Source organism: Microbacterium excoecariae, from assembly GCF_011326725.1.
Taxonomy (GTDB): Bacteria; Actinomycetota; Actinomycetes; order Actinomycetales; family Microbacteriaceae; genus Microbacterium; species Microbacterium excoecariae.
The window spans coordinates 13,156-31,331 of record NZ_JAANCO010000002.1 but is presented as its reverse complement, the minus strand read 5'-3'; the positions used below and the strand labels follow the sequence as shown (position 1 = coordinate 31,331).

Below are 18,176 nucleotides of genomic sequence, written 5' to 3'. Positions count from 1 at the left end.
CGAACAACGGAGTCTCGATTCATGGCCACCCCCCTCCCCGGCGACGGGCTGCTCTTCGGCGCGGCCTACTACGCCGAATATCACACCTCGGATCGCACCGAGCTCGACCTGGACCTCATGCGCGCCGCGAACTTCACGGTGATCCGGGTCGGCGAGTCCGTCTGGTCGACCTGGGAGCCGCGCGACGGCGAGTTCGACCTCGACTGGCTCCAGCCCGTCCTCGACGGCGCCCACGCCCGCGGGATCCACGTGATCCTCGGCACCCCCACCTACGCCGTGCCACCGTGGCTGCAGCAGGCCTACCCCGAGATCGCCGCCGAGACGAGCACGGGATCCCCGATGCCCTGGGGCGCGCGGCAGGAGGTCGACTACTCGCACCCGGCGTTCCTGTTCCACGCCGAACGCGTCATCCGCAAGGTCGTCGAGCGCTACGCCGACCACCCCGCGGTCATCGGCTACCAGGTCGATAACGAGCCCGGGATGCTGCTCCCCCACAACCGCGGGACGTTCCGCCGGTTCGTGCGCCGCCTGAAGGCCCAGTACGGCGACGTCGAGACGCTCAACCGCGAGTGGGGGCTGACCTACTGGTCGCACCGCCTCGCCGACTTCTCAGAGCTCTGGACCCCGGACGGCAACTCGCTCCCGCAGTACGACCTCGCCTGGCGGCGCTACCAGGCCGACCTCACGACCGAGTTCATCTCGTGGCAGGCAGACATCGTCCGCGAGTACGCCCGCCCCGAGCAGTTCGTCACGACCTGCATCGCCTACCCGCGGCCTGCGCTCGACGACCGCACGCTCACCGAGAACCTCGACATCGCGGCCGGAAACCCGTACTACGCGATGCAGGACCACCTCGCCCTCGGCGAGGCCCTGCCGCCCGCCACGCCGTGGACCACGAGCGGGGTCCCCGGGCTCCTGCGCCAGGCCGACCGGATCTTCTCCTCCCGCCAGGCCCGTTTCCTCGTCACGGAGACGAACGCCCAGTCGATCGGCGGATCCGCCTTCAACCTGCCGCCGTACCCGGGACAGCTCAAGCAGGCGGCGTACGCGTTCGTCGCGCGCGGCGCGGCGATGATCGAGTACTGGCACTGGCACACCCTGCCGTATGGAACCGAGACCTACTGGGGCGGGATCCTGCCCCACAGCCTCGTGCCGGGGCGCGTGTACCGCGAGCTCAGCGAGGTCGGCGCCGACTTCCGCGACCTCGGGCCCGCGCTCGACGGCTACGAGCCGAACGCCGACGTCGCGGTGCTGTGGTCGACGCCGAGCCGGTTCGCGCTCGACTTCTTCCCCGCGCTCGCGAAGGAGGACGGATCCCCGGACAGCGCGTCCTACGAGCGCATCTTCGACGCCACCTATCGCGGTGTCATCGAGGCCGGCGCCGAGGCCCGCATCCTGCACGTCGAGCAGGCCGAGGCCCTCGGAGCCGAGGAACTCGCGCGCCGCTTCCCCGTCCTCATCGCCGCGGGGCTCTACGTCGCCGATGACGCGCAGCTCGACCTCCTGCGCGCGTACGCGCACGCCGGCGGTCACCTGATCGTCGGGATCCGCACGGGCTACGGCGACGAGGAGGCGCGGGCGCGCGTCGAGACGGCGCCCGCACGCCTCGCCGAGGCCGCCGGGGTCTCCTACGAGGAGTTCTCGAACCTGGCCGCGCCGCTCGGCCTCGACGGCGCGGCCAGGCTCGGGCTGTCGGGCGGCGCCCGGGCCACGGCCTGGGCCGACGGGCTGATCCCCGACGGCGCCGAGGTGCTCGCCACCTACGACCACCCGCGGTTCCGCGACTTCGCGGCCGCCACGACACAGACCTACGGCGCGGGGCGCATCACGGTTCTCGGCACGGTGCCGTCGCCGGAGCTCGCCGCCGACATCGTGCGGTACGCCGTCCCCTCCCCGCGCTCGCGCGCGTACCTCGAGAGCGCGGATCCGTCCGTCACGGTCGCCTCGGGGACGCTCGCCGACGGATCCGTCGCGCTGTTCGCCTTCAACTGGAGCGACCGGCCCGTCACCGTCACGGCCACCGCGGCCATGCGCGAGGCGGTCGGCGGATCCGCCCACCACGCGGGCGACGAGATCGCCCTCGCACCGTGGGGCGCGCTCGCGCTCCTCGCCTAATCCTCACCTCCCCCCTCACACAACAGGAATGAGCACATGAACACGGCACGCACCACAGCAACGGCGCTGGCGGCCTCCGCCCTGGTCTTGGGCACCCTCACGGGGTGCTCGGGCGGATCCGGTGGCACCGCCGAGACGGAAGAGATCACGCAGGATCAGTTCGACGAGGCGATGAGCACGCCGACCGAGCTGACCTTCTGGACGTGGGTCCCGGACATCGACAAGGAGGTCGCGCTCTTCGAGGCCGAGTACCCGGAGATCGACGTCACGGTCGAGAACGTCGGCCAGGGCCTCGCGCACTACCAGAAACTGCGCAGCGCGCTCGCGGCCGGCGAGGGCGCCCCGGACGTCGCGCAGATCGAGTACCAGTACATCCCCTCGTTCGTTCTCGCGGAGTCGCTGCTCGACCTCGCCCCGTACGGCGCGGACGACATCTCCGGCGACTATGTCGAGTGGGCCTGGAACCAGGTCTCCCCCGGCGACGAGGTCTGGGCGATCCCGCAGGACGTCGGCCCCATGGGCAACCTCTACCGCGCGGACATCCTCGCGGAGGCCGGGATCGACGAGGCGCCCGCGACCTGGGAGGAGTACGCCGAGGCCGCGCAGGCGGTCAAGGACGAGACCGGGTCGTACATCTCCAACCTCGGCGCCACGCAGGCGGGCCAGATGATCGGCTTCTTCTGGCAGAAGGGCATCAAGCCGTTCGGCTACGACGGCGCCGAGACCGTCTCGATCAACGTCAACAGCCCCGAGGCGAAGGAGGTCGCGGACTACTGGACCGACCTCATCCAGCGCGACCTCGTCTCGACCGACGTCGACTTCAACGACCAGTGGTATCAGGGCCTCGCGAACGGCACCTACGCGGGCTGGCTGACGGCGGCGTGGGGCCCGGTCTTCCTCCAGGGCACGGCCGAGAACACCTCGGGCCTGTGGCGCGCGGCGCCGCTGCCGCAGTGGTCGGAGGGCGACAACGTCTCGGGCAACTGGGGCGGATCCTCGGACGCCGTGCTCGCCACGAGCGAGAACCCGATCGCGGCCGCCGAGCTCGCGCGCTTCATCAACCACGACGAGGAGTCCGCGCTCATGCTCGCCACGGAGCAGTTCTTCTTCCCGCCGCAGAACTCGGTCCTCGAGGATCCGGAGTTCACGGGCGGCGAGTCGGAGTTCTACGGCGGCCAGCAGGTGAACGCCCTGTTCGCGGACATCTCGCAGACGGTCGACACCGAGTTCCAGTGGCTGCCGTTCATGGAGTACGTCTACTCAAGCTACGAGGAGACCATGGGCACCGTCATCGCCGACAAGGGTGACATCGCGGCCGCGCTCGACGAGTGGCAGCAGCAGCTCGTCGACTACGCCGAGGGCCAGGGCTTCACGATCGAGTGAGCCCCTCGCGGGGGCGCCCGGACGGGCGCCCCCGCCCCATCCGCCACCCCGCGAACCAGGAGGATCTTCGTGTCCGCACCCCCGATGCTCAGAGCCGAGCGTCCCCGCACCGCAGCGCCGCGGCGACGGGCCAGCACCAGCAGGCGCCGCCAGAACACCGCCGCCTACCTCTTCGTCCTTCCCTTCTTCATCGTCTTCATCGCGATGCTCGTCGTGCCCCTCGTGTACTCGGGCTACCTCAGCCTGTTCGAGAGCAAGCTCATCGGCGGCGACGTCTTCGCGGGGCTCGCGAACTACGCCCGCGCGCTCGGCGACTCCGCGTTCCTCGCGAGCATCGGCCGCATGGGGCTGTTCCTCGTCGTGCAGGTCCCGCTCATGCTCGCGATGTCGCTGTTCATCGCGCTCGCGCTCGACAGCGGGCGCGCCCGCGGATCCCGATCCGCGCGCCTGCTCGTGTTCATGCCCTACGCGGTGCCCGCGGTCGTCGCGACCCTGATGTGGGGCTACCTGTACGGCCCCGATTTCGGGCCGCTCGCGCAGATCGCCCGCGGCGTGGGGTTCGGGACCCCCGACTTCCTCTCCCCCGGCAACATCCTCGGGTCGATGATGAACATCGTCACGTGGGAGTTCGTCGGCTACAACATGATCATCATGTACGCCGCCCTGCGCGCCGTGCCGGCCGAGCTCTACGAGGCCGCGGAGATCGACGGGGCAGGGCAGTTCCGCGTCGCCTGGAGCATCAAGATCCCGGCGATCCGCCCCGCCATCATGCTGACGGTCATCTTCTCGATCATCGGCACCTTCCAGCTGTTCGCGGAGCCGAGCCTGCTGAACAGCATCGCGCCCGACGCGATCACGAACTCCTTCACGCCGAACTACTACGCGTACAACCTCGCGTTCATCAACCAGGAGCTGAACTACGCCGCGGCGATCGCCTTCCTCCTCGGCATCTTCATCGCGGTCGTCTCCTACGTCGTGCAGCTTGCGACGGGCCGGGCCGAGCGCCGCGAGCGAAAGGCAGAGCGATGACGAACCTCGAGACCCGGACCATCGTCACGGGCGGCCGCGAGCCGCGGCGCCGCACTCACCGGCGCTACGACCCGCAGAAGCGCCGCAGCCTCCTCTTGACCATCATCCTGTGGCTGCTCGCGGCGTACTTCGTGCTCCCCCTGTGGTGGCTGCTGGTGTCGGCGACGAAGGGCAACTCCGACCTGTTCACGACCTTCGGGCTGTGGTTCGCGAGCGACTTCAGCCTCTGGGACAACCTGCAGACGCTGTTCACGGTGCGCGACGGCATCTTCAGCCGCTGGATCGTCAACACCGTCCTTTACGCGGGCCTGTCGGCGCTCGGCGCGACGCTCCTGTCCGCGATGGCCGGATACGCGTTCGCGAAGTACGACTTCCCCGGCAAGAAGATCCTGTTCAGCGCGGCTCTCGGCGCCATCATGATCCCCCTGACGGCGCTCGCGCTGCCGACGTACCTGCTTTTCTCCAACGCGGGCCTCACGGACACGCCCCTGGCGATCATCGTGCCGTCGCTCGTGAGCCCGTTCGGCGTCTACCTGATGCGGGTCTACGCGGCCGACGCGATCCCGACGGAGCTCCTCGAGGCGGCGCGCGTGGACGGATCCGGCGAGTTCCGGATCTTCTGGCAGGTGGGCCTGCGCCTGCTCGGCCCGGGCCTCGTGACGGTGTTCCTGTTCTCGCTCGTCGCAACGTGGAACAACTACTTCCTGCCGCTAATCATGCTGAACTCGTCCGACCTGTACCCCATCACGGTCGGCCTCGCGCAGCTGCAGTCGGCCGCGTCGGCGGGCGGCGGCGCGCAGGCGCTGTTCTCGACCGTGATCACGGGATCCTTCGTGTCGATCGTGCCGCTCGTGATCGCCTTCCTCTTCCTCCAGAAGTACTGGCAGAGCGGCCTCGGGACGGGAGGCGTGAAGGGGTAATCACCCCCTGTCGCGCGGGGTGGATGGGGCGCTACGGTTCGGCGAGAGGTCTCATCGAAACGGAGCGCCATGTCCACCCCGCGTCACCATCTCCCCGTCGACCGCAACCGTCTCGTCGCCGACACCCCCGTCGACGCGCGCGACGCCCACGCGCCCGCCCCCGCGGATCCGCTGCGTCCGCCGAAAGGCGCGCCGAACGTTCTCGTCATCCTCGTCGACGACATGGGCTTCGGCGCGAGCAGCGCCTTCGGCGGGCCGTGCGAGATGCCCGCCGCCGAGCGGCTCGCGGGCGAGGGCGTGCGGATGACGCGCTTCCACACGACGGCGCTGTGCTCGCCCACCCGCCAGGCGCTCATGACGGGGCGCAACCACCACTCGGCCGAGATGGGGGCGCTCGCCGAGGTCGCCACGTCGTTCCCGGGGTACACCGGGGTCCGGCCCGACGACTGCGCGCCGATCGCGCAGGTGCTCCGGATGAACGGGTACGCCACCGCCATGTTCGGCAAGCACCACCAGACGCCCCCGTGGGAGACGAGCCCCGCGGGGCCGTTCGACCGGTGGCCGACCGGCGAGGGATTCGAGCACTTCTACGGCTTCATCGGCGGGGACACGCACCAGTACACCCCGGCGCTCGTCGAGGGCACGACGCCCATCGAGCCGCCTGCCACGTACGAGGAGGGGTACCACCTCTCCGAGGACCTCGTCGATCGCGCGATCGAGTGGACCGATACGATCCACACGCTCACGCCCGATAAGCCGTGGTTCACCTACCTCGCGTTCGGCGCCACCCACACCCCGCACCACGCCCCGCAGTCCTACCTCGACGCGATGCGCGGAAAGTTCGACCACGGATACGACGAGCAGCGGGCCCGCACGTTCGCCCGGCAGCGCGAGCTCGGCGTCATCCCCGAGGACGCCGAGCTGACGGACCCGAACGCGAAGATCCCCGCGTGGAACGAACTGACGCCCGAGGACCAGGCGGTCGGGACGCGGCTCTTCGAGGCCTACGCGGCCATGGCCCGCCACATGGACGACCAGGTCGCGCGCATGGTTGCGGCCCTCGAGGAATCGGGTCAGCTCGACAACACGCTCGTCTTCTACATCCTCGGCGACAATGGCGCCTCAGCCGAGTCCGGCGCGTACGGCACCTTCAACGAGATGGCGTACCAGAACAACGTGCTTATGACGACGGCGGACATCCTCCCGCACCTCGACGAGATCGGCGGGCCGAAGTCCTTCAACCACGTGCCGTCGGGCTGGGCGCAGGCGATGAACACGCCCTACCAGTGGAGCAAGATCGTGGCCTCGCACTGGGGCGGCACACGCACGGGCATGGTCGTGCGCTATCCGGGCGCGGTGCCCGCCGGCGAGAACCGCTCGCAGTTCGCGCACGTCATCGACATCGTCCCGACGATCCTCGACTTCGCGGGGATCCCCGAGCCGACGAGCGTGAACGGGATCCGCCAGCGCCCCCTGGAGGGCACGAGCTTCAAGGACGCCCTCGCGGATGCCGAGGACCCCGAGCGTCACCTCACGCAGTACTTCGAGATCGCCGGCAACCGCGGGATCTACCACGAGGGCTGGACCGCAGTGACGCAGCACCTGTTGCCGTGGCCGGACCCGGACGACGACATCCCCGCCCTCTCCGCGGATACCTGGGAGCTGTACGGACCGGACGATTGGACACAGTCGCGCGACCTCGCCGCGGAGATGCCCGAGAAGCTCCGAGAGCTCCAGGACCGCTTCCTCATCGAGGGCGCCAAGTACAACGTGCTGCCCCTCGACGATCGCGAGCGGGAGCGATTCGACCCGACGATCGCCGGACGGCCGGATCTCATGGGCGCGCGCACGCGCCTCGAGCTGCGCCCCGGGATGCAGCGCCTGAACGAGAACACCGTGCTGAACGTGAAGAACCGGTCGTTCTCCGTGACCGCCGACCTCGAGGCGCCGGAGGGCGAGCCGCTCCAGGGCGCGGTGATCGCGCAGGGCAGCGGGTTCGGCGGCTGGGCGCTGTACTTCCGCGACGGCGTCGCGTGCTACGCGCACAACTTCGTCGGGCTGGCGACGTACCGCGTGCGCGCGGACGCGCCCCTCACCCCGGGCGCCCACACGCTCCGCCTCGAGTTCGCCTACGACGGCGGCGGCACCGGCAAGGGCGGGACGGCGACCCTCCTGTGCGACGGCGAGGTGATCGGATCCGGCCGCATCGAGAAGACCGTGCCGGGGCTGTTCTCCTTCGACGAGGGCCTCGACATCGGGCTGGACACGCTGGATCCGGTCGTGGACGACTACCGCTCCCCCCGCGGGGAGTTCACGGGCCACCTCGGACGCGTCGTCGTCGACACGTCGGACGACCAGTTCACCGATCCGAACCTCGTGCTACGCGCGCGCTACCGCCGGCAGTAGGGCAGACGCCAGGCGCCCCCGACCGGAGCGGCCGGGGGCGCCTGGCGTGAATACGCCACGCAGATACGACAAAACCCCGGGTGGAGCCGGGGTTTTATCTGTAGCAGGAGCGGGGCTTGAACCCGCGACCTCACGATTATGAGTCGTGCGCTCTCACCAACTGAGCTACCCTGCCGCGGCACGTCTCTCGACGATGCGAGCCCCGAGTCAGGATTGAACTGACGACCCCTTCCTTACCATGGAAGTGCTCTACCACTGAGCTATCGGGGCGTGATGCCCGTAAAGGGCAACTGAAAAAGGATACCAAACCGGCGCGGGATCCTCGAATCCCGTCACCGCCGGGCGTTGCGGATCCGCGTCACTCCGCTTCGGTCACCTCGGCGCCGAGCTGGTCCGCCTCGGCCGTCGCGACCTCGGCGGCCTCGTCGTCGCTGTAGTGCGTGTTCGCGTACGTCTCGAGCCACGGCAGCGGGTCGATCGCGGTGCCGCCGATCCGAATCTCGAAGTGCATGTGGGCGCCATACGAGCGGCCGGTGTTTCCCGTGAGGCCGATGACGTCCCCCACCTCGACGGTCTGCCCGGCCGTGACGCGCAGCGAACCGTACTGCATGTGCGCGTAGTGACTGGTGACGACCTGGCCGTCGATGACGTGGTCGATGTAGACGTTGACGCCGTACGCCCCGCCCGCCTCGGTGGCGATCCGCACGACGCCGTCGGCGACCGCCTGCACGGGCGCGCCGTCGCCGGGCGTGAAATCGATGCCCTCGTGGAGGCGCCCCCACCGGTAGCCGTACGGCGAGCTCATGCTCGTTCCCACGGCGAACGGCCACTGGATGTCGGCGGTCGGGTCGTTCTCGAAGAACGCACCGGACGTGCTGATTCCGTCGGCCTCCGCCATCTCCGAGAACGTCGCGGCCTCGTAGCCCTCGACGCGCATCAGCTGCGCCTCGGCGACGTCCTCGCTCGACACGTACGCCTGCAGCTCGCTTTCGGCCGAGGCGACGGAATCCGTCTCCGCCGCGGCGGCCGTCTCGCTCGTCGCGGCCGGCTCCAGCGCCGACGCCGCGAGCGGGAGGGCCGTCCCCAGCGCGAGCAGGGCCACCGCGCCGACCGAGGCGAGCGACGCCGTGGCGCCGGCGAACCGCCGGAACGGCGTGCGCAGCGCGGCGGAGGCGTGGGACCGACGCGTGGGCGCGGGGGCCTTCTCGGCCTCCTCCTCGACGCGGATCGGCGCCTGCTCGCCCGTGAAGTTCAGCGCTGCCGCGGCGGCAGCGAACGCGTCGTGCGGCGTCTCGGCGCCGTTCTGGGCGGGCACGGCGCGCGCGAGCGGCTCGGTGTAGTCCGAGGCGCGCGCCTCGTCGATCGTGGCGGAAACGGCCGCGGAGGCCTGCTCGCGCTCTCGCATCTCGCGGCGGCTCAGGGGGCGCTCTGCGGCGCGGTCGACGCGCCCGTCCGCCGCCTGTGCGGCGCGGCGCGAGCGGCGCGAGGGCGCAGGCTCGGCCGTACGGGAATCAGGAGTCAATCGAACGCACTTTCAGACACGCTCCACACGGAGCACGAACTCGGGTGTGTCACGATGCGGGGGAGCAAAGTAACGAACTGGTAACCACGCTATCCGACCAGGCTCGAATCGCCAAGTCGGATTGGCCCCTCCCAGGGATCCCCCACGGGACTTTCCGCGAACGCTACTCGTCGGACGTGACGCCGGAGATCCGGTCGGCGATGCGCTCGACGAGGCCCGCCTCGCCGGCGACCGTCATGCGCCGGCCGAACCGGTCGGCCGGAAGCTCGCGGATCGCGCCGCCCGCCTCAACGACGAGCAGGGCGCCGGCCGCGACGTCCCAGGGCTGCAGCCCGCGCTCGAAGTAGGCGTCGATGCGGCCGGCCGCGACGTAGCTGAGGTCGATCGAGGCCGCGCCGATGCGGCGCACGTCGCGCGCGATCGGCATGACGCTGCGCACCGTGTCGATGTCGCCGGCGTGCGTGCGCGGGTCGTAACCGAAGCCCGTCGCCACGAGCGCTCCGGCGGGGAACTCCGTGGCCACACGGATCCGCTGGGTGTGCCCTCCCGCCTCGCACACGGATCCGCTGCCGCGGGCTGCCGCGTAGGTCTCGCCGAGCGCGGGGTGGTGCACGACGCCCGCGAGCGCGGTCCAGGTCGCGAGCGTCTCGCCGCCTTCGACCGCTGCGATGCTCACGCCGTAGCTCGGCATGCCGGACGCGTAGTTCACGGTGCCGTCGATGGGATCCACGACCCACGTCACGCCCGAGCACCCCTCTGCGGTGCCGGATTCTTCGCCGAGGAAACCGTCGTCGGGCCGCTCTGTGGCCAGCCGCCCCCGGATGAGCGCCTCGACCTCGCGATCGGCCTCCGTGACGATGTCGGCGAGCGTCGACTTGCTCGCCGCGACGCGCACCCCCTCCGCGCGGCGGCGCTCGGCGAGTGCGCCCGCCTCGAGCGCAATGTCACGGGCCAGGTCGCGGAGATCCTCGTCGCGGGTCATACCCCCACGCTACCGGCCGCTCAGGCGGGCGGAGCCGGCCGCGGCGGCGCGGGGTGCGGGGCCGGCGGGGCGGCCTGCGGCGCCGGGCCGAACTCGCGTGCGCCGGGCGTGGGGACGCCGGTTGCCTGCGCCGCGAAGTCCGGCTGCCCGTCCGGGAGCATGGGCAGGGGCGTCGCTCCGTCGGAGTAGGTGGGCCACGGGAGCGGCTCCGCCGCCGCGGGCGCGGCAGGAGGCGCGGAGACGCGCGAAGCCGGCGCCGGCGCGGGCTGCGCCGCGGGCGCGGACGCGGGAGACGCCGGCGCCGGGTGCGCCGGCGCGGCGCGCGGGGCGAAGAGCGCGGTGATGAGCGGGACCAGCGCGGTGCCGACCGCCCCGAGGATCGCGAGCGACACCATGATGCGCCCGTAGATGTCGGGATAGTCGAACGCGCGCGGCAGGGCGAGCGGCACGAGCGCCATCCCCAGCAGCGCGACGACGAGCACGGTCGTCACGACCGCGAGGATCCGGGTGAAGGTGCGCACGTACTTCGCGTGCGCGCGCCACAGCAGACGCTGGTGCACGAGCGTGAGCTGCAGGAGGACGACGATGAGGACGAAGTTGCCGACCCAGAGCATGGCGCGGAAGGTGTCCCACGGCGACCAGACGAGCGCCAGGCCGCACAGGAGCGCGACGATCCAGCTCGCCATGCTCGCCAGCACGAGCCATGGCTCCCTCCCCGGCGCGAGGCTCGCGTCGAGCAGCGCGACGCCGGCGAATCCCGCCAGCAGCAGGATGGTCAGGAAGGCCTTCGGGATCACGTCACCCTGGGGCGCGAGCAGCACCCACACGACGCAGACGATGGCCGAGGCGATGAGCGCCCCGATCGCTACCCACATGACGCCGCGTAAGAACCGCGACGACCCGGCGGCCCCGGATCGATCCGGCTGCGGATATGGCTGCGGTGTCGACATGTCTCCCCCTCGGAATCGACTCGCCCCATCCTCCCACCGCGCTCGCGCGCTCGCGAGGGCAGAGCTGCCCTGCCACGCCCGGCGGTGCCGATTTTCGCGGGCGCGGATCCGTGCGTATGATGGTCTCTTGCGCATCCGGTTGGCTGGAAAAGTTGGTCGGGCGCGTACCTGGCGAGTTGCCCGAGCGGCCAAAGGGAGCTGACTGTAAATCAGCCGCGGAATGCTTCGGGGGTTCGAATCCCTCACTCGCCACCGGGGATTGTGCAGACTACTCGTTCTGCGGATCCAGGAAACGTGAAAAAGACGAAGCCCCCGGAGGAATCCGGGGGCTTTGTCGTGCCGGGGCCGCGGTGCCGGAGCCGTGCGGGAATCAGCGTGTCCACGATCAGGGGTCACACACCTCGGGCCCCCATCAGCACGTCAGGCGTGCTTGATTGTTTCTGCCTCGTGCTCGCTGACGTGTTCTGTCTCGATTTGGAAGGTCGAGTGATGCACGGCCACCTCGAAGTGCCCGGCTACGCAGTCCTTCACGTTATGGAGGACCTCCGCGGCATGCCCGTCAGTGAAGCAGGCGTCCTCGACGACGACGTGCGCGGTGAGGGTCGGCAGTCCGGTGGCGACAGTAGACGCGTGAACGTCGTGGACGTCCTTGACGTGCTCTAGCTCGAGGATGTGCTCGCGCACCTTGTCGAGATCGAGACCCTGAGGAGTGAACTCCATGAGCACGCTGGCCGTTTCGCGCATCAGCGTGAAGGCACGAGGAACGATCAGCGCAGCGATGAACAGGCCTGCAAGGGCGTCCGCCTGTTGGAACCCCGTCGTGGCGATCACGATCGCGGCGACGATGACACCGAGCGAGCCGAGGGCGTCATTGAGGACTTCAAGGAAAGCTGCGCGCATGTTGAAACTGGCACCACGACTGGAGGACAGGATCGTGATTGCAATGATGTTCGCGGCCAGGCCCACGATGCCGAATATGAGCAACTCTGCGGCTGGAACCTCTGGCGGCTCGAACAGGCGCCGGACTCCGTCGATGGCCGCGTAGAAGCCGACAACGAGCAATAGTGTCGCCTGGCCGAGTGCTGCAATCACCTCGATACGTCGGAACCCCCAGGTGCGCTTGGAGTTCGGAGGGCGCAGCATCAGGGTCGCCGCAATCAATGCGACCAATAAGCCAGATGCATCGGTGATCGCGTGCGCCGTATCCGTCAACAGCGCGAGACTGCCCGTCATGACGGAGCCGACGGCCTGCGCGACCACGATCGTCGCGGTGATGCCGAAGGCGATCCAGAGTTTCCTGCGATGGTCGGCGGGAAGTCCGATGCTCTCATCCACAGTGGGACCATGGTTGTGCCCTGCGCCCATCAGCCGCCCTCCGTTCCATTGCCATTCATGTGCCAGGGATGACGAAGATGCGCACACAGCTCCGCCGTTGTGCCCGTTACATCCAGAAGCCGCTCTGCCGCGGCGATAAGCCCTGAGATCGCCACCGGATCGGAAAGCGAGTACCAAGACGACCGACCATCCGGACGGACAGTCACAAGCCGACATTCAAGAAGAAAACTCAAGTGCTTACTCACTGTCGACTGCGCCAGACCGATGTGATCCACCAGGTCGCGCACACGGTGCTCCCCCCACGCGAGGTGCTGAAGGACCGCGAGACGCGTGGATTCACCCAGCGCGTGAAACAGGTGTGAATAGACGGCGGTCGCCACTTCGTCGAGTTGCCTTGGACCCCGTTCCATCATCGTCATTCGGCGATGATAATTTTTCGGATCGATGAAGACAAGCTCCTGATCCGATCTGATACTGATAACCACCGCCGCTTCAGCAATCTCGCCGTCACGCCCTGCTAAGCGCGGCATCGTTTTCGAACGGTGTCGCGCTCAGGAGCTTTTTGCACCCGGACCCGCGGCGCGCGCTCCGAGGAACGACAAACGCCCCCGGGACTCATCCCGGGGGCGTTCGTGGTGGCGCGAGCTTAGTTCGCGAAGCCGGCGGCCTCGGCCGCCTCGGCGGAGCGGAAGTACACGTCGGCCTTGACCTGCGCGTAGCCGCTGTCGCCCGGGGCGTAGAACTTCTTCGTGGCGTTCTTGCCCTTGACGTCGAAGCCCTCGGGGGCCGAGCCGTCCTCGAGGGGCTGCGCGACGTCGTCACCCGTCGCCTCGGTCTCCTCGGCGGGCGCCTCGGTGACCTCGACCTCGTCCTCGGCCACGGCCGCGGGGGCCTCCTCCGCCTTCGGCGCGGCCGCGGTCTTCGGCGTCACCGGGTCGAGCACGAGCTCGATCGCGGCCATGGGGGCGTTGTCGCCCTTGCGGAAGCCGATCTTCGTGATGCGCGTGTAACCACCCTCGCGCTCGGCGACCAGCGGCGCGATCTCGGTGAAGAGAACGTGCACGGCCTCCTTGTTGCGGAGGATCGACAGCGCGCGACGGCGCGCGGCGAGGTCGCCGCGCTTGCCGAACGTCACGAGACGCTCGGCAACGGGACGCAGGCGCTTGGCCTTCGTCTCGGTCGTCTTGATCGACTTGTTGATGAACAGCGCCGACGCGAGGTTCGCGAGGATGAGGCGCTCGTGAGCGGCGCCGCCGCCGAGGCGGGCACCCTTCGTGGGCTTAGGCATATCTCGTTACTCCAGTATCAGAAGAGTCGGGTGGATCAGAGCGTCTCGTCGTCGTAGCCGCCGTAGAAGTTCGAGCCCTCGAAACCGGGCACCGAATCCTTGAGCGACAGTCCGAGCGAGGTGAGCTTGTCGCGCACCTCGTCCACCGACTTCTGTCCGAAATTGCGGATGTTCATGAGCTGCGTCTCCGAGAGGCCGACGAGCTCGCTGACCGTGTTGATTCCCTCGCGCTTGAGGCAGTTGTACGAGCGAACCGACAGGTCGAGGTCCTCGATCGGCATCGAGAGCTCGTTCGAGAGCACCTGCTCGACCGGCGCGGGGCCGATCTCGATACCCTCAGCCTCTTCGTTCAGCTCGCGCGCGAGGCCGAAGAGCTCGACGAGCGTGCGGCCGGCCGAGGCCACCGCGTCGCGCGGGAGGATCGAGGCCTTGGTCTCGACGTCCAGCACGAGCTTGTCGAAGTCGGTGCGCTCGCCGGCACGCGTCGCGTCGACGCGGTAGGCGACCTTGACGACGGGCGAGTAGATCGAGTCGATCGGGATCTGGCCCGCCTCGGCGTACTCGTTGCGGTTCTGACCGGCCGAGACGTAGCCGCGGCCGCGCTCGATCGTGAGCTCGAGCTCGAACTTCGCGTTGTCGTTGAGCGTGGCGATGACGAGCTCGGGGTTGTGCACCTCGACGCCGGCGGGAGCCGAGATGTCGGCCGCCGTGACCTCGCCCGCACCCGTCTTGCGCAGGTACGCCGTGATGGGCTCGTCGCGCTCGCTCGAGACGACCAGCTGCTTGATGTTGAGGATGATCTGCGTGACGTCCTCAACGACGCCCGGGATCGTGCTGAACTCGTGCAGCACGCCGTCGATGCGGATGCTCGTGACGGCCGCGCCCGGAATGGACGACAGCAGGCTGCGGCGCAGCGAGTTGCCGATCGTGTAGCCGAAGCCGGGCTCGAGCGGCTCGATGACGAACCGGCTGCGGAACTCGGAGATCTTCTCCTCGGTGAGGGTAGGACGCTGTGCGATGAGCACTATGTGTTCCTTTCGATCAAGTGACCGCTATATGACACTTGGTGAATGAGGTCTTGAGTTGTGACTCGTGCGCGCGGACCGCGCGCAGGTGGAACGACGTTCGCCGGGGCGCCGCGCTCGTCGCGCAGCACCCCGGCAAAACATGCTCAGACGCGGCGACGCTTGGGCGGGCGGCAGCCGTTGTGCGCCTGCGGCGTCACGTCCTGGATCGACCCGACCTCGAGGCCCGCGGCCTGCAGCGAGCGGATCGCGGTCTCGCGGCCCGAACCCGGACCCTTGACGAAGACGTCGACCTTCTTGACGCCGTGGTCCTGCGCCTGGCGCGCGGCAGACTCGGCGGCCATGCCGGCGGCGTACGGCGTCGACTTGCGCGAGCCCTTGAAGCCCACGCCACCCGAGGACGCCCAGCTCAGCACGGCACCCGACGGGTCGGTGATCGAAACGATCGTGTTGTTGAACGTCGACTTGATGTGGGCCTGGCCCAGCGCGACGTTCTTCTTCTCCTTGCGGCGCGGCTTGCGCGCGGCAGACTTCGGTGCAGCCATCGTGTTCTCCTAAACCTTTACGCGCTCAGCGTGCCTTCTTCTTACCGGCGACCGTGCGCTTCGGGCCCTTACGGCTACGCGCGTTGGTCTTGGTGCGCTGGCCGCGCACGGGCAGGCCACGACGGTGGCGGATGCCCTCGTAGGAGCCGATCTCGACCTTGCGGCGGATGTCGGCGGCGACCTCGCGGCGGAGGTCACCCTCCACCTTGTAGGTGCCCTCGATGTGGTCGCGGAGTGCGACGAGCTGGTCGTCCGAGAGGTCCTTGACGCGGATGTTCTCGTCGATGCCCGTGGCTGCGAGGATCTCACCCGAACGGGTGCGTCCCACGCCGTAGATGTACGTGAGTGCGATCACCACGCGCTTGTCGCGCGGGATGTCAACGCCGGCAAGACGTGCCATGCGATATCTCCTGTGTGTTGGTGGAGGTGTGGAGCAGGATCGGTGCCCGGGCCTCCGCCCCGAGGTGTCCCCCGCGCGTCGCGGGTTCTGATCCTGCCGAAAATGTGGAGTTGTCGTCCTGAGGGATCCGCCGGAGCGGATCCGTCAGCCCTGGCGCTGCTTGTGGCGGGGGTTGGACTTGCAGATGACCATGACCCGGCCGTTGCGGCGGATGACCTTGCAGCTCTCGCAGATGCGCTTGACGCTGGGCTGAACCTTCATGATGTTCCTTATCGCTGTCTTCGTGCCCGAGGGATGCCTCGGGCCGTTACTTCTCGGCCGGGCCGATCAGCGGTAGCGGTAGACGATGCGCCCGCGGGTGAGGTCGTAGGGGCTGAGCTCCACGACCACGCGGTCCTCGGGAATGATGCGGATGTAGTTCTGTCGCATCTTGCCCGAGATCGTCGCGAGCACCTTGTGCCCGTTGGTGAGCTCAACGCGGAACATCGCGTTGGGCAGCGCCTCGGACACCGTGCCTTCGATCTCGATGACACCGTCTTTAGCCATAGACTCGCTAACCTTCTCGGCAGACCGGCCGGTCTGCGGTGAATGTGATGGGCGATGCTTCGGCGCGCGTAAACGCAGGCGCAAAGCACCAAAGATCTATAGTAGACGACGCGCCCGGGTTGATCAACCCGGGCGCGTCGCGACGTGCTAGTGGCGTCAGTCGAGGTTCGCGACGATGTCGGTCTGCGGATCCATCGTCACAGAGATCAGCTCCCCGTTCACCGCGACGGTGGGCGTCGAGATGCCCGAGGCGCCCTCCTGGATCGGGGTCTCCTGCGTCATCTGAGTGACGTAGTCCATGTACTCGCCGTTCGCGATGCAGTCCGCCGCGCCCTCGGCACCCGCGTCGGCCGCGTACCCGGCGATCTCGTCGTCCGTCATGCCCTCGGTCGCCTCGGCCGGCTGGTTGCGGTACATGAGGTCGAAGAACGGGTAGACGGCGTCGCCGTTGTCCTCGGCCACGCAGTACGCCGCGCTCGCGGCGCGGGTCGAGAACTGCGTGCCCTGCGACGCGTTGTCGAGGATGGAGATGGGGTGGATGTTCAGCGTGATCTCGCCGCTCTCCACCAGCTCCGTGACGGTGTCGCTGTACGCCTCGAACGCCTGGTTGCAGTACGGGCACATGAGGTCGACATACTCGTCGACCGTCTGGTCCCCGTCGCCGATCGCGATCGCGCCCGTGTCCTCGTTGATGATGCCCGCGGCCGGCGCCTCGGCCGGCGCGCTCGCGGCGTTGTTCATCCACACGACGAGGCCGCCGACGGCGACCACCGCCACGACCACGATCACGGAGATCACGATCGCGAACCCGTTGCTCTTCTTGCCTGCTGTTGCCATCTTCTCGTCCGTCTTCTCCGGGTGCCGTTAGGGGATCGGGGTGGGGGTCACGCCGAAGTCAGCGAGGCCTGCGGCGCCGCCGTCGGCGGCCGTGAGCACCCAGATGCCCCCAGCATGCACGGCGACGCTGTGTTCCCAATGGGCACCGCTGGATCCATCGAGAGTTGTGATCGTCCAGTCGTCGTCCTCGACGAAGACGTCTTCGCCCCCCGCCGTCATCATCGGCTCGACGCACAGGCACAGGCCCGGCTTGATCTCCGCGCCGCGACCCGGCGTGGCGTAGTGGAAGAGCGTCGGATCCTCGTGCATCCGGCGGCCGATGCCATGGCCGACGTAGTCGCGGAGGATCCCGGCGGGCTGCCCCGTCGACGGCAGCGGATTCGACTCGATGTAGTCCTCGATCACGGCGCCGACCTGGCCGAGGTGCTGCGCGGAGGCGAGCGCCGCGATGCCGGCCCACATGGATCCGCGGGTCACGTCGCTCAGCTCCTCGCGCTGACGGACAAGCTCCGGATCCTGCCCCTCCCCCGGCACAATGAAGGTGCGCGCGGAATCGCCGTTCCAGCCCGCGTCGGTCTCGGCGCCGCAGTCGACGGAGACGATGTCGCCCGCCTCCAGCACGCGCTCGCCCGGGATCCCGTGCACGACCTGCTCGTTCACGGACACGCACACGGTGTGGCGATACCCCGGGACAAGCTGGAAGTTCGAGTGCGCTCCCTGCGCGACGATCACGGACTCCGCGATGCGATCGAGCTCGAGGGTCGTGATGCCCGGGCGGATCGCCGCGGCCACGGCGTCGAGCGCCTCGGCGGTGATCCGCCCCGGCTCGCGCATGCCGCGCAGCTGCTCGGGCTTCTTGTAGATCGACCGACGGAAGGGGCGCACAGGAAGGC

Annotated in this window: 18 protein-coding genes and 3 tRNA genes; 6 read left to right on the top strand and 15 right to left on the bottom strand. The window is 68.9% G+C overall.

Annotated features, from left to right (window positions below; translation table 11 throughout):
• The first annotated feature begins 21 nt into the window (after nucleotides 1–21).
• From G8E01_RS11350 to G8E01_RS11330, 5 genes are all read left to right on the top strand, one after another.
• Nucleotides 22–2,115, top strand: a complete 2,094-nt coding sequence (locus G8E01_RS11350; protein ID WP_166319930.1) for a beta-galactosidase — start codon at nucleotides 22–24, stop codon at nucleotides 2,113–2,115.
• Between the two features lie 36 nt (nucleotides 2,116–2,151).
• Nucleotides 2,152–3,498 carry an ABC transporter substrate-binding protein gene (locus G8E01_RS11345; RefSeq protein WP_166319928.1) on the top strand — a complete coding sequence of 449 codons (1,347 nt, stop codon included), beginning with the start codon at nucleotides 2,152–2,154 and terminating at the stop codon, nucleotides 3,496–3,498.
• Nucleotides 3,499–3,582: 84 nt separating this feature from the next.
• Nucleotides 3,583–4,527: a carbohydrate ABC transporter permease gene (locus G8E01_RS11340; RefSeq protein WP_205827582.1), complete on the top strand. Its 945-nt coding sequence runs from the start codon at nucleotides 3,583–3,585 to the stop codon at nucleotides 4,525–4,527.
• Nucleotides 4,524–5,447 carry a carbohydrate ABC transporter permease gene (locus G8E01_RS11335; protein WP_166319924.1) on the top strand — a complete coding sequence of 308 codons (924 nt, stop codon included), beginning with the start codon at nucleotides 4,524–4,526 and terminating at the stop codon, nucleotides 5,445–5,447. Before G8E01_RS11340 ends, G8E01_RS11335 begins: the two co-directional genes overlap by 4 nt.
• Nucleotides 5,448–5,516: 69 nt before the next feature.
• On the top strand, nucleotides 5,517–7,853 hold the full coding sequence (locus tag G8E01_RS11330) for an arylsulfatase (RefSeq protein WP_166319922.1): 2,337 nt from the start codon (nucleotides 5,517–5,519) through the stop codon (nucleotides 7,851–7,853).
• 101 nt (nucleotides 7,854–7,954) lie between these two features.
• Here G8E01_RS11330 and G8E01_RS11325 read toward each other — a convergent pair.
• From G8E01_RS11325 to G8E01_RS12605, 5 genes are all read right to left on the bottom strand, one after another.
• Nucleotides 7,955–8,028 (bottom strand) — tRNA-Met (locus tag G8E01_RS11325).
• A 23-nt stretch (nucleotides 8,029–8,051) separates the two neighbouring features.
• Nucleotides 8,052–8,123: transfer RNA gene (locus G8E01_RS11320), tRNA-Thr, on the bottom strand.
• A gap of 88 nt (nucleotides 8,124–8,211) precedes the next feature.
• On the bottom strand, nucleotides 8,212–9,375 hold the full coding sequence (locus G8E01_RS11315; RefSeq protein ID WP_166319920.1) for a M23 family metallopeptidase: 1,164 nt from the start codon (nucleotides 9,373–9,375) through the stop codon (nucleotides 8,212–8,214).
• Between the two features lie 163 nt (nucleotides 9,376–9,538).
• Nucleotides 9,539–10,357: an inositol monophosphatase family protein gene (locus tag G8E01_RS11310; protein ID WP_166319918.1), complete on the bottom strand. Its 819-nt coding sequence runs from the start codon at nucleotides 10,355–10,357 to the stop codon at nucleotides 9,539–9,541.
• 20 nt (nucleotides 10,358–10,377) lie between these two features.
• Nucleotides 10,378–11,232, bottom strand: coding sequence for a hypothetical protein (locus G8E01_RS12605; protein WP_205827570.1), 855 nt, complete (start codon nucleotides 11,230–11,232; stop codon nucleotides 10,378–10,380).
• A gap of 245 nt (nucleotides 11,233–11,477) precedes the next feature.
• Between G8E01_RS12605 and G8E01_RS11300 the strand changes: the two genes are divergently transcribed.
• A tRNA-Tyr gene (locus G8E01_RS11300) sits at nucleotides 11,478–11,559 on the top strand.
• A 168-nt stretch (nucleotides 11,560–11,727) separates the two neighbouring features.
• Here G8E01_RS11300 and G8E01_RS11295 read toward each other — a convergent pair.
• From G8E01_RS11295 to map, 10 genes are all read right to left on the bottom strand, one after another.
• On the bottom strand, nucleotides 11,728–12,672 hold the full coding sequence (locus G8E01_RS11295; protein ID WP_166319916.1) for a cation diffusion facilitator family transporter: 945 nt from the start codon (nucleotides 12,670–12,672) through the stop codon (nucleotides 11,728–11,730).
• Nucleotides 12,672–13,172, bottom strand: coding sequence for an ArsR/SmtB family transcription factor (locus G8E01_RS11290; protein WP_240921453.1), 501 nt, complete (start codon nucleotides 13,170–13,172; stop codon nucleotides 12,672–12,674). The genes G8E01_RS11295 and G8E01_RS11290 overlap by 1 nt, the downstream gene beginning before the upstream one ends.
• A gap of 116 nt (nucleotides 13,173–13,288) precedes the next feature.
• Nucleotides 13,289–13,930 carry a 50S ribosomal protein L17, sunset domain variant gene (gene rplQ / locus G8E01_RS11285; protein WP_166319914.1) on the bottom strand — a complete coding sequence of 214 codons (642 nt, stop codon included), beginning with the start codon at nucleotides 13,928–13,930 and terminating at the stop codon, nucleotides 13,289–13,291.
• A gap of 35 nt (nucleotides 13,931–13,965) precedes the next feature.
• Nucleotides 13,966–14,955 (bottom strand): DNA-directed RNA polymerase subunit alpha, encoded by a 990-nt coding sequence (locus G8E01_RS11280; RefSeq protein WP_166319912.1) that lies wholly within the window; start codon nucleotides 14,953–14,955, stop codon nucleotides 13,966–13,968.
• Nucleotides 14,956–15,101: 146 nt separating this feature from the next.
• Complete coding sequence (gene rpsK / locus G8E01_RS11275; RefSeq protein ID WP_110589697.1) at nucleotides 15,102–15,500, bottom strand: 30S ribosomal protein S11; 399 nt, start codon at nucleotides 15,498–15,500, stop codon at nucleotides 15,102–15,104.
• Nucleotides 15,501–15,525: 25 nt separating this feature from the next.
• A complete protein-coding gene (gene rpsM / locus G8E01_RS11270) occupies nucleotides 15,526–15,900 on the bottom strand; it encodes a 30S ribosomal protein S13 (protein ID WP_155048157.1) in 375 nt (124 codons plus the stop codon).
• Nucleotides 15,901–16,044: 144 nt separating this feature from the next.
• Nucleotides 16,045–16,161: a 50S ribosomal protein L36 gene (gene rpmJ, locus G8E01_RS11265; protein WP_155048158.1), complete on the bottom strand. Its 117-nt coding sequence runs from the start codon at nucleotides 16,159–16,161 to the stop codon at nucleotides 16,045–16,047.
• A 66-nt stretch (nucleotides 16,162–16,227) separates the two neighbouring features.
• The gene (infA, locus tag G8E01_RS11260; RefSeq protein WP_029151296.1) at nucleotides 16,228–16,446 is read right to left on the bottom strand and encodes a translation initiation factor IF-1; all 219 of its coding nucleotides are present in this window, start codon (nucleotides 16,444–16,446) and stop codon (nucleotides 16,228–16,230) included.
• A 156-nt stretch (nucleotides 16,447–16,602) separates the two neighbouring features.
• Nucleotides 16,603–17,283 carry a DsbA family protein gene (locus tag G8E01_RS11255; RefSeq protein WP_166319910.1) on the bottom strand — a complete coding sequence of 227 codons (681 nt, stop codon included), beginning with the start codon at nucleotides 17,281–17,283 and terminating at the stop codon, nucleotides 16,603–16,605.
• A 27-nt stretch (nucleotides 17,284–17,310) separates the two neighbouring features.
• Nucleotides 17,311–18,168, bottom strand: coding sequence for a type I methionyl aminopeptidase (gene map / locus G8E01_RS11250; RefSeq protein ID WP_166319908.1), 858 nt, complete (start codon nucleotides 18,166–18,168; stop codon nucleotides 17,311–17,313).
• Between the last annotated feature and the right edge of the window lie 8 nt (nucleotides 18,169–18,176).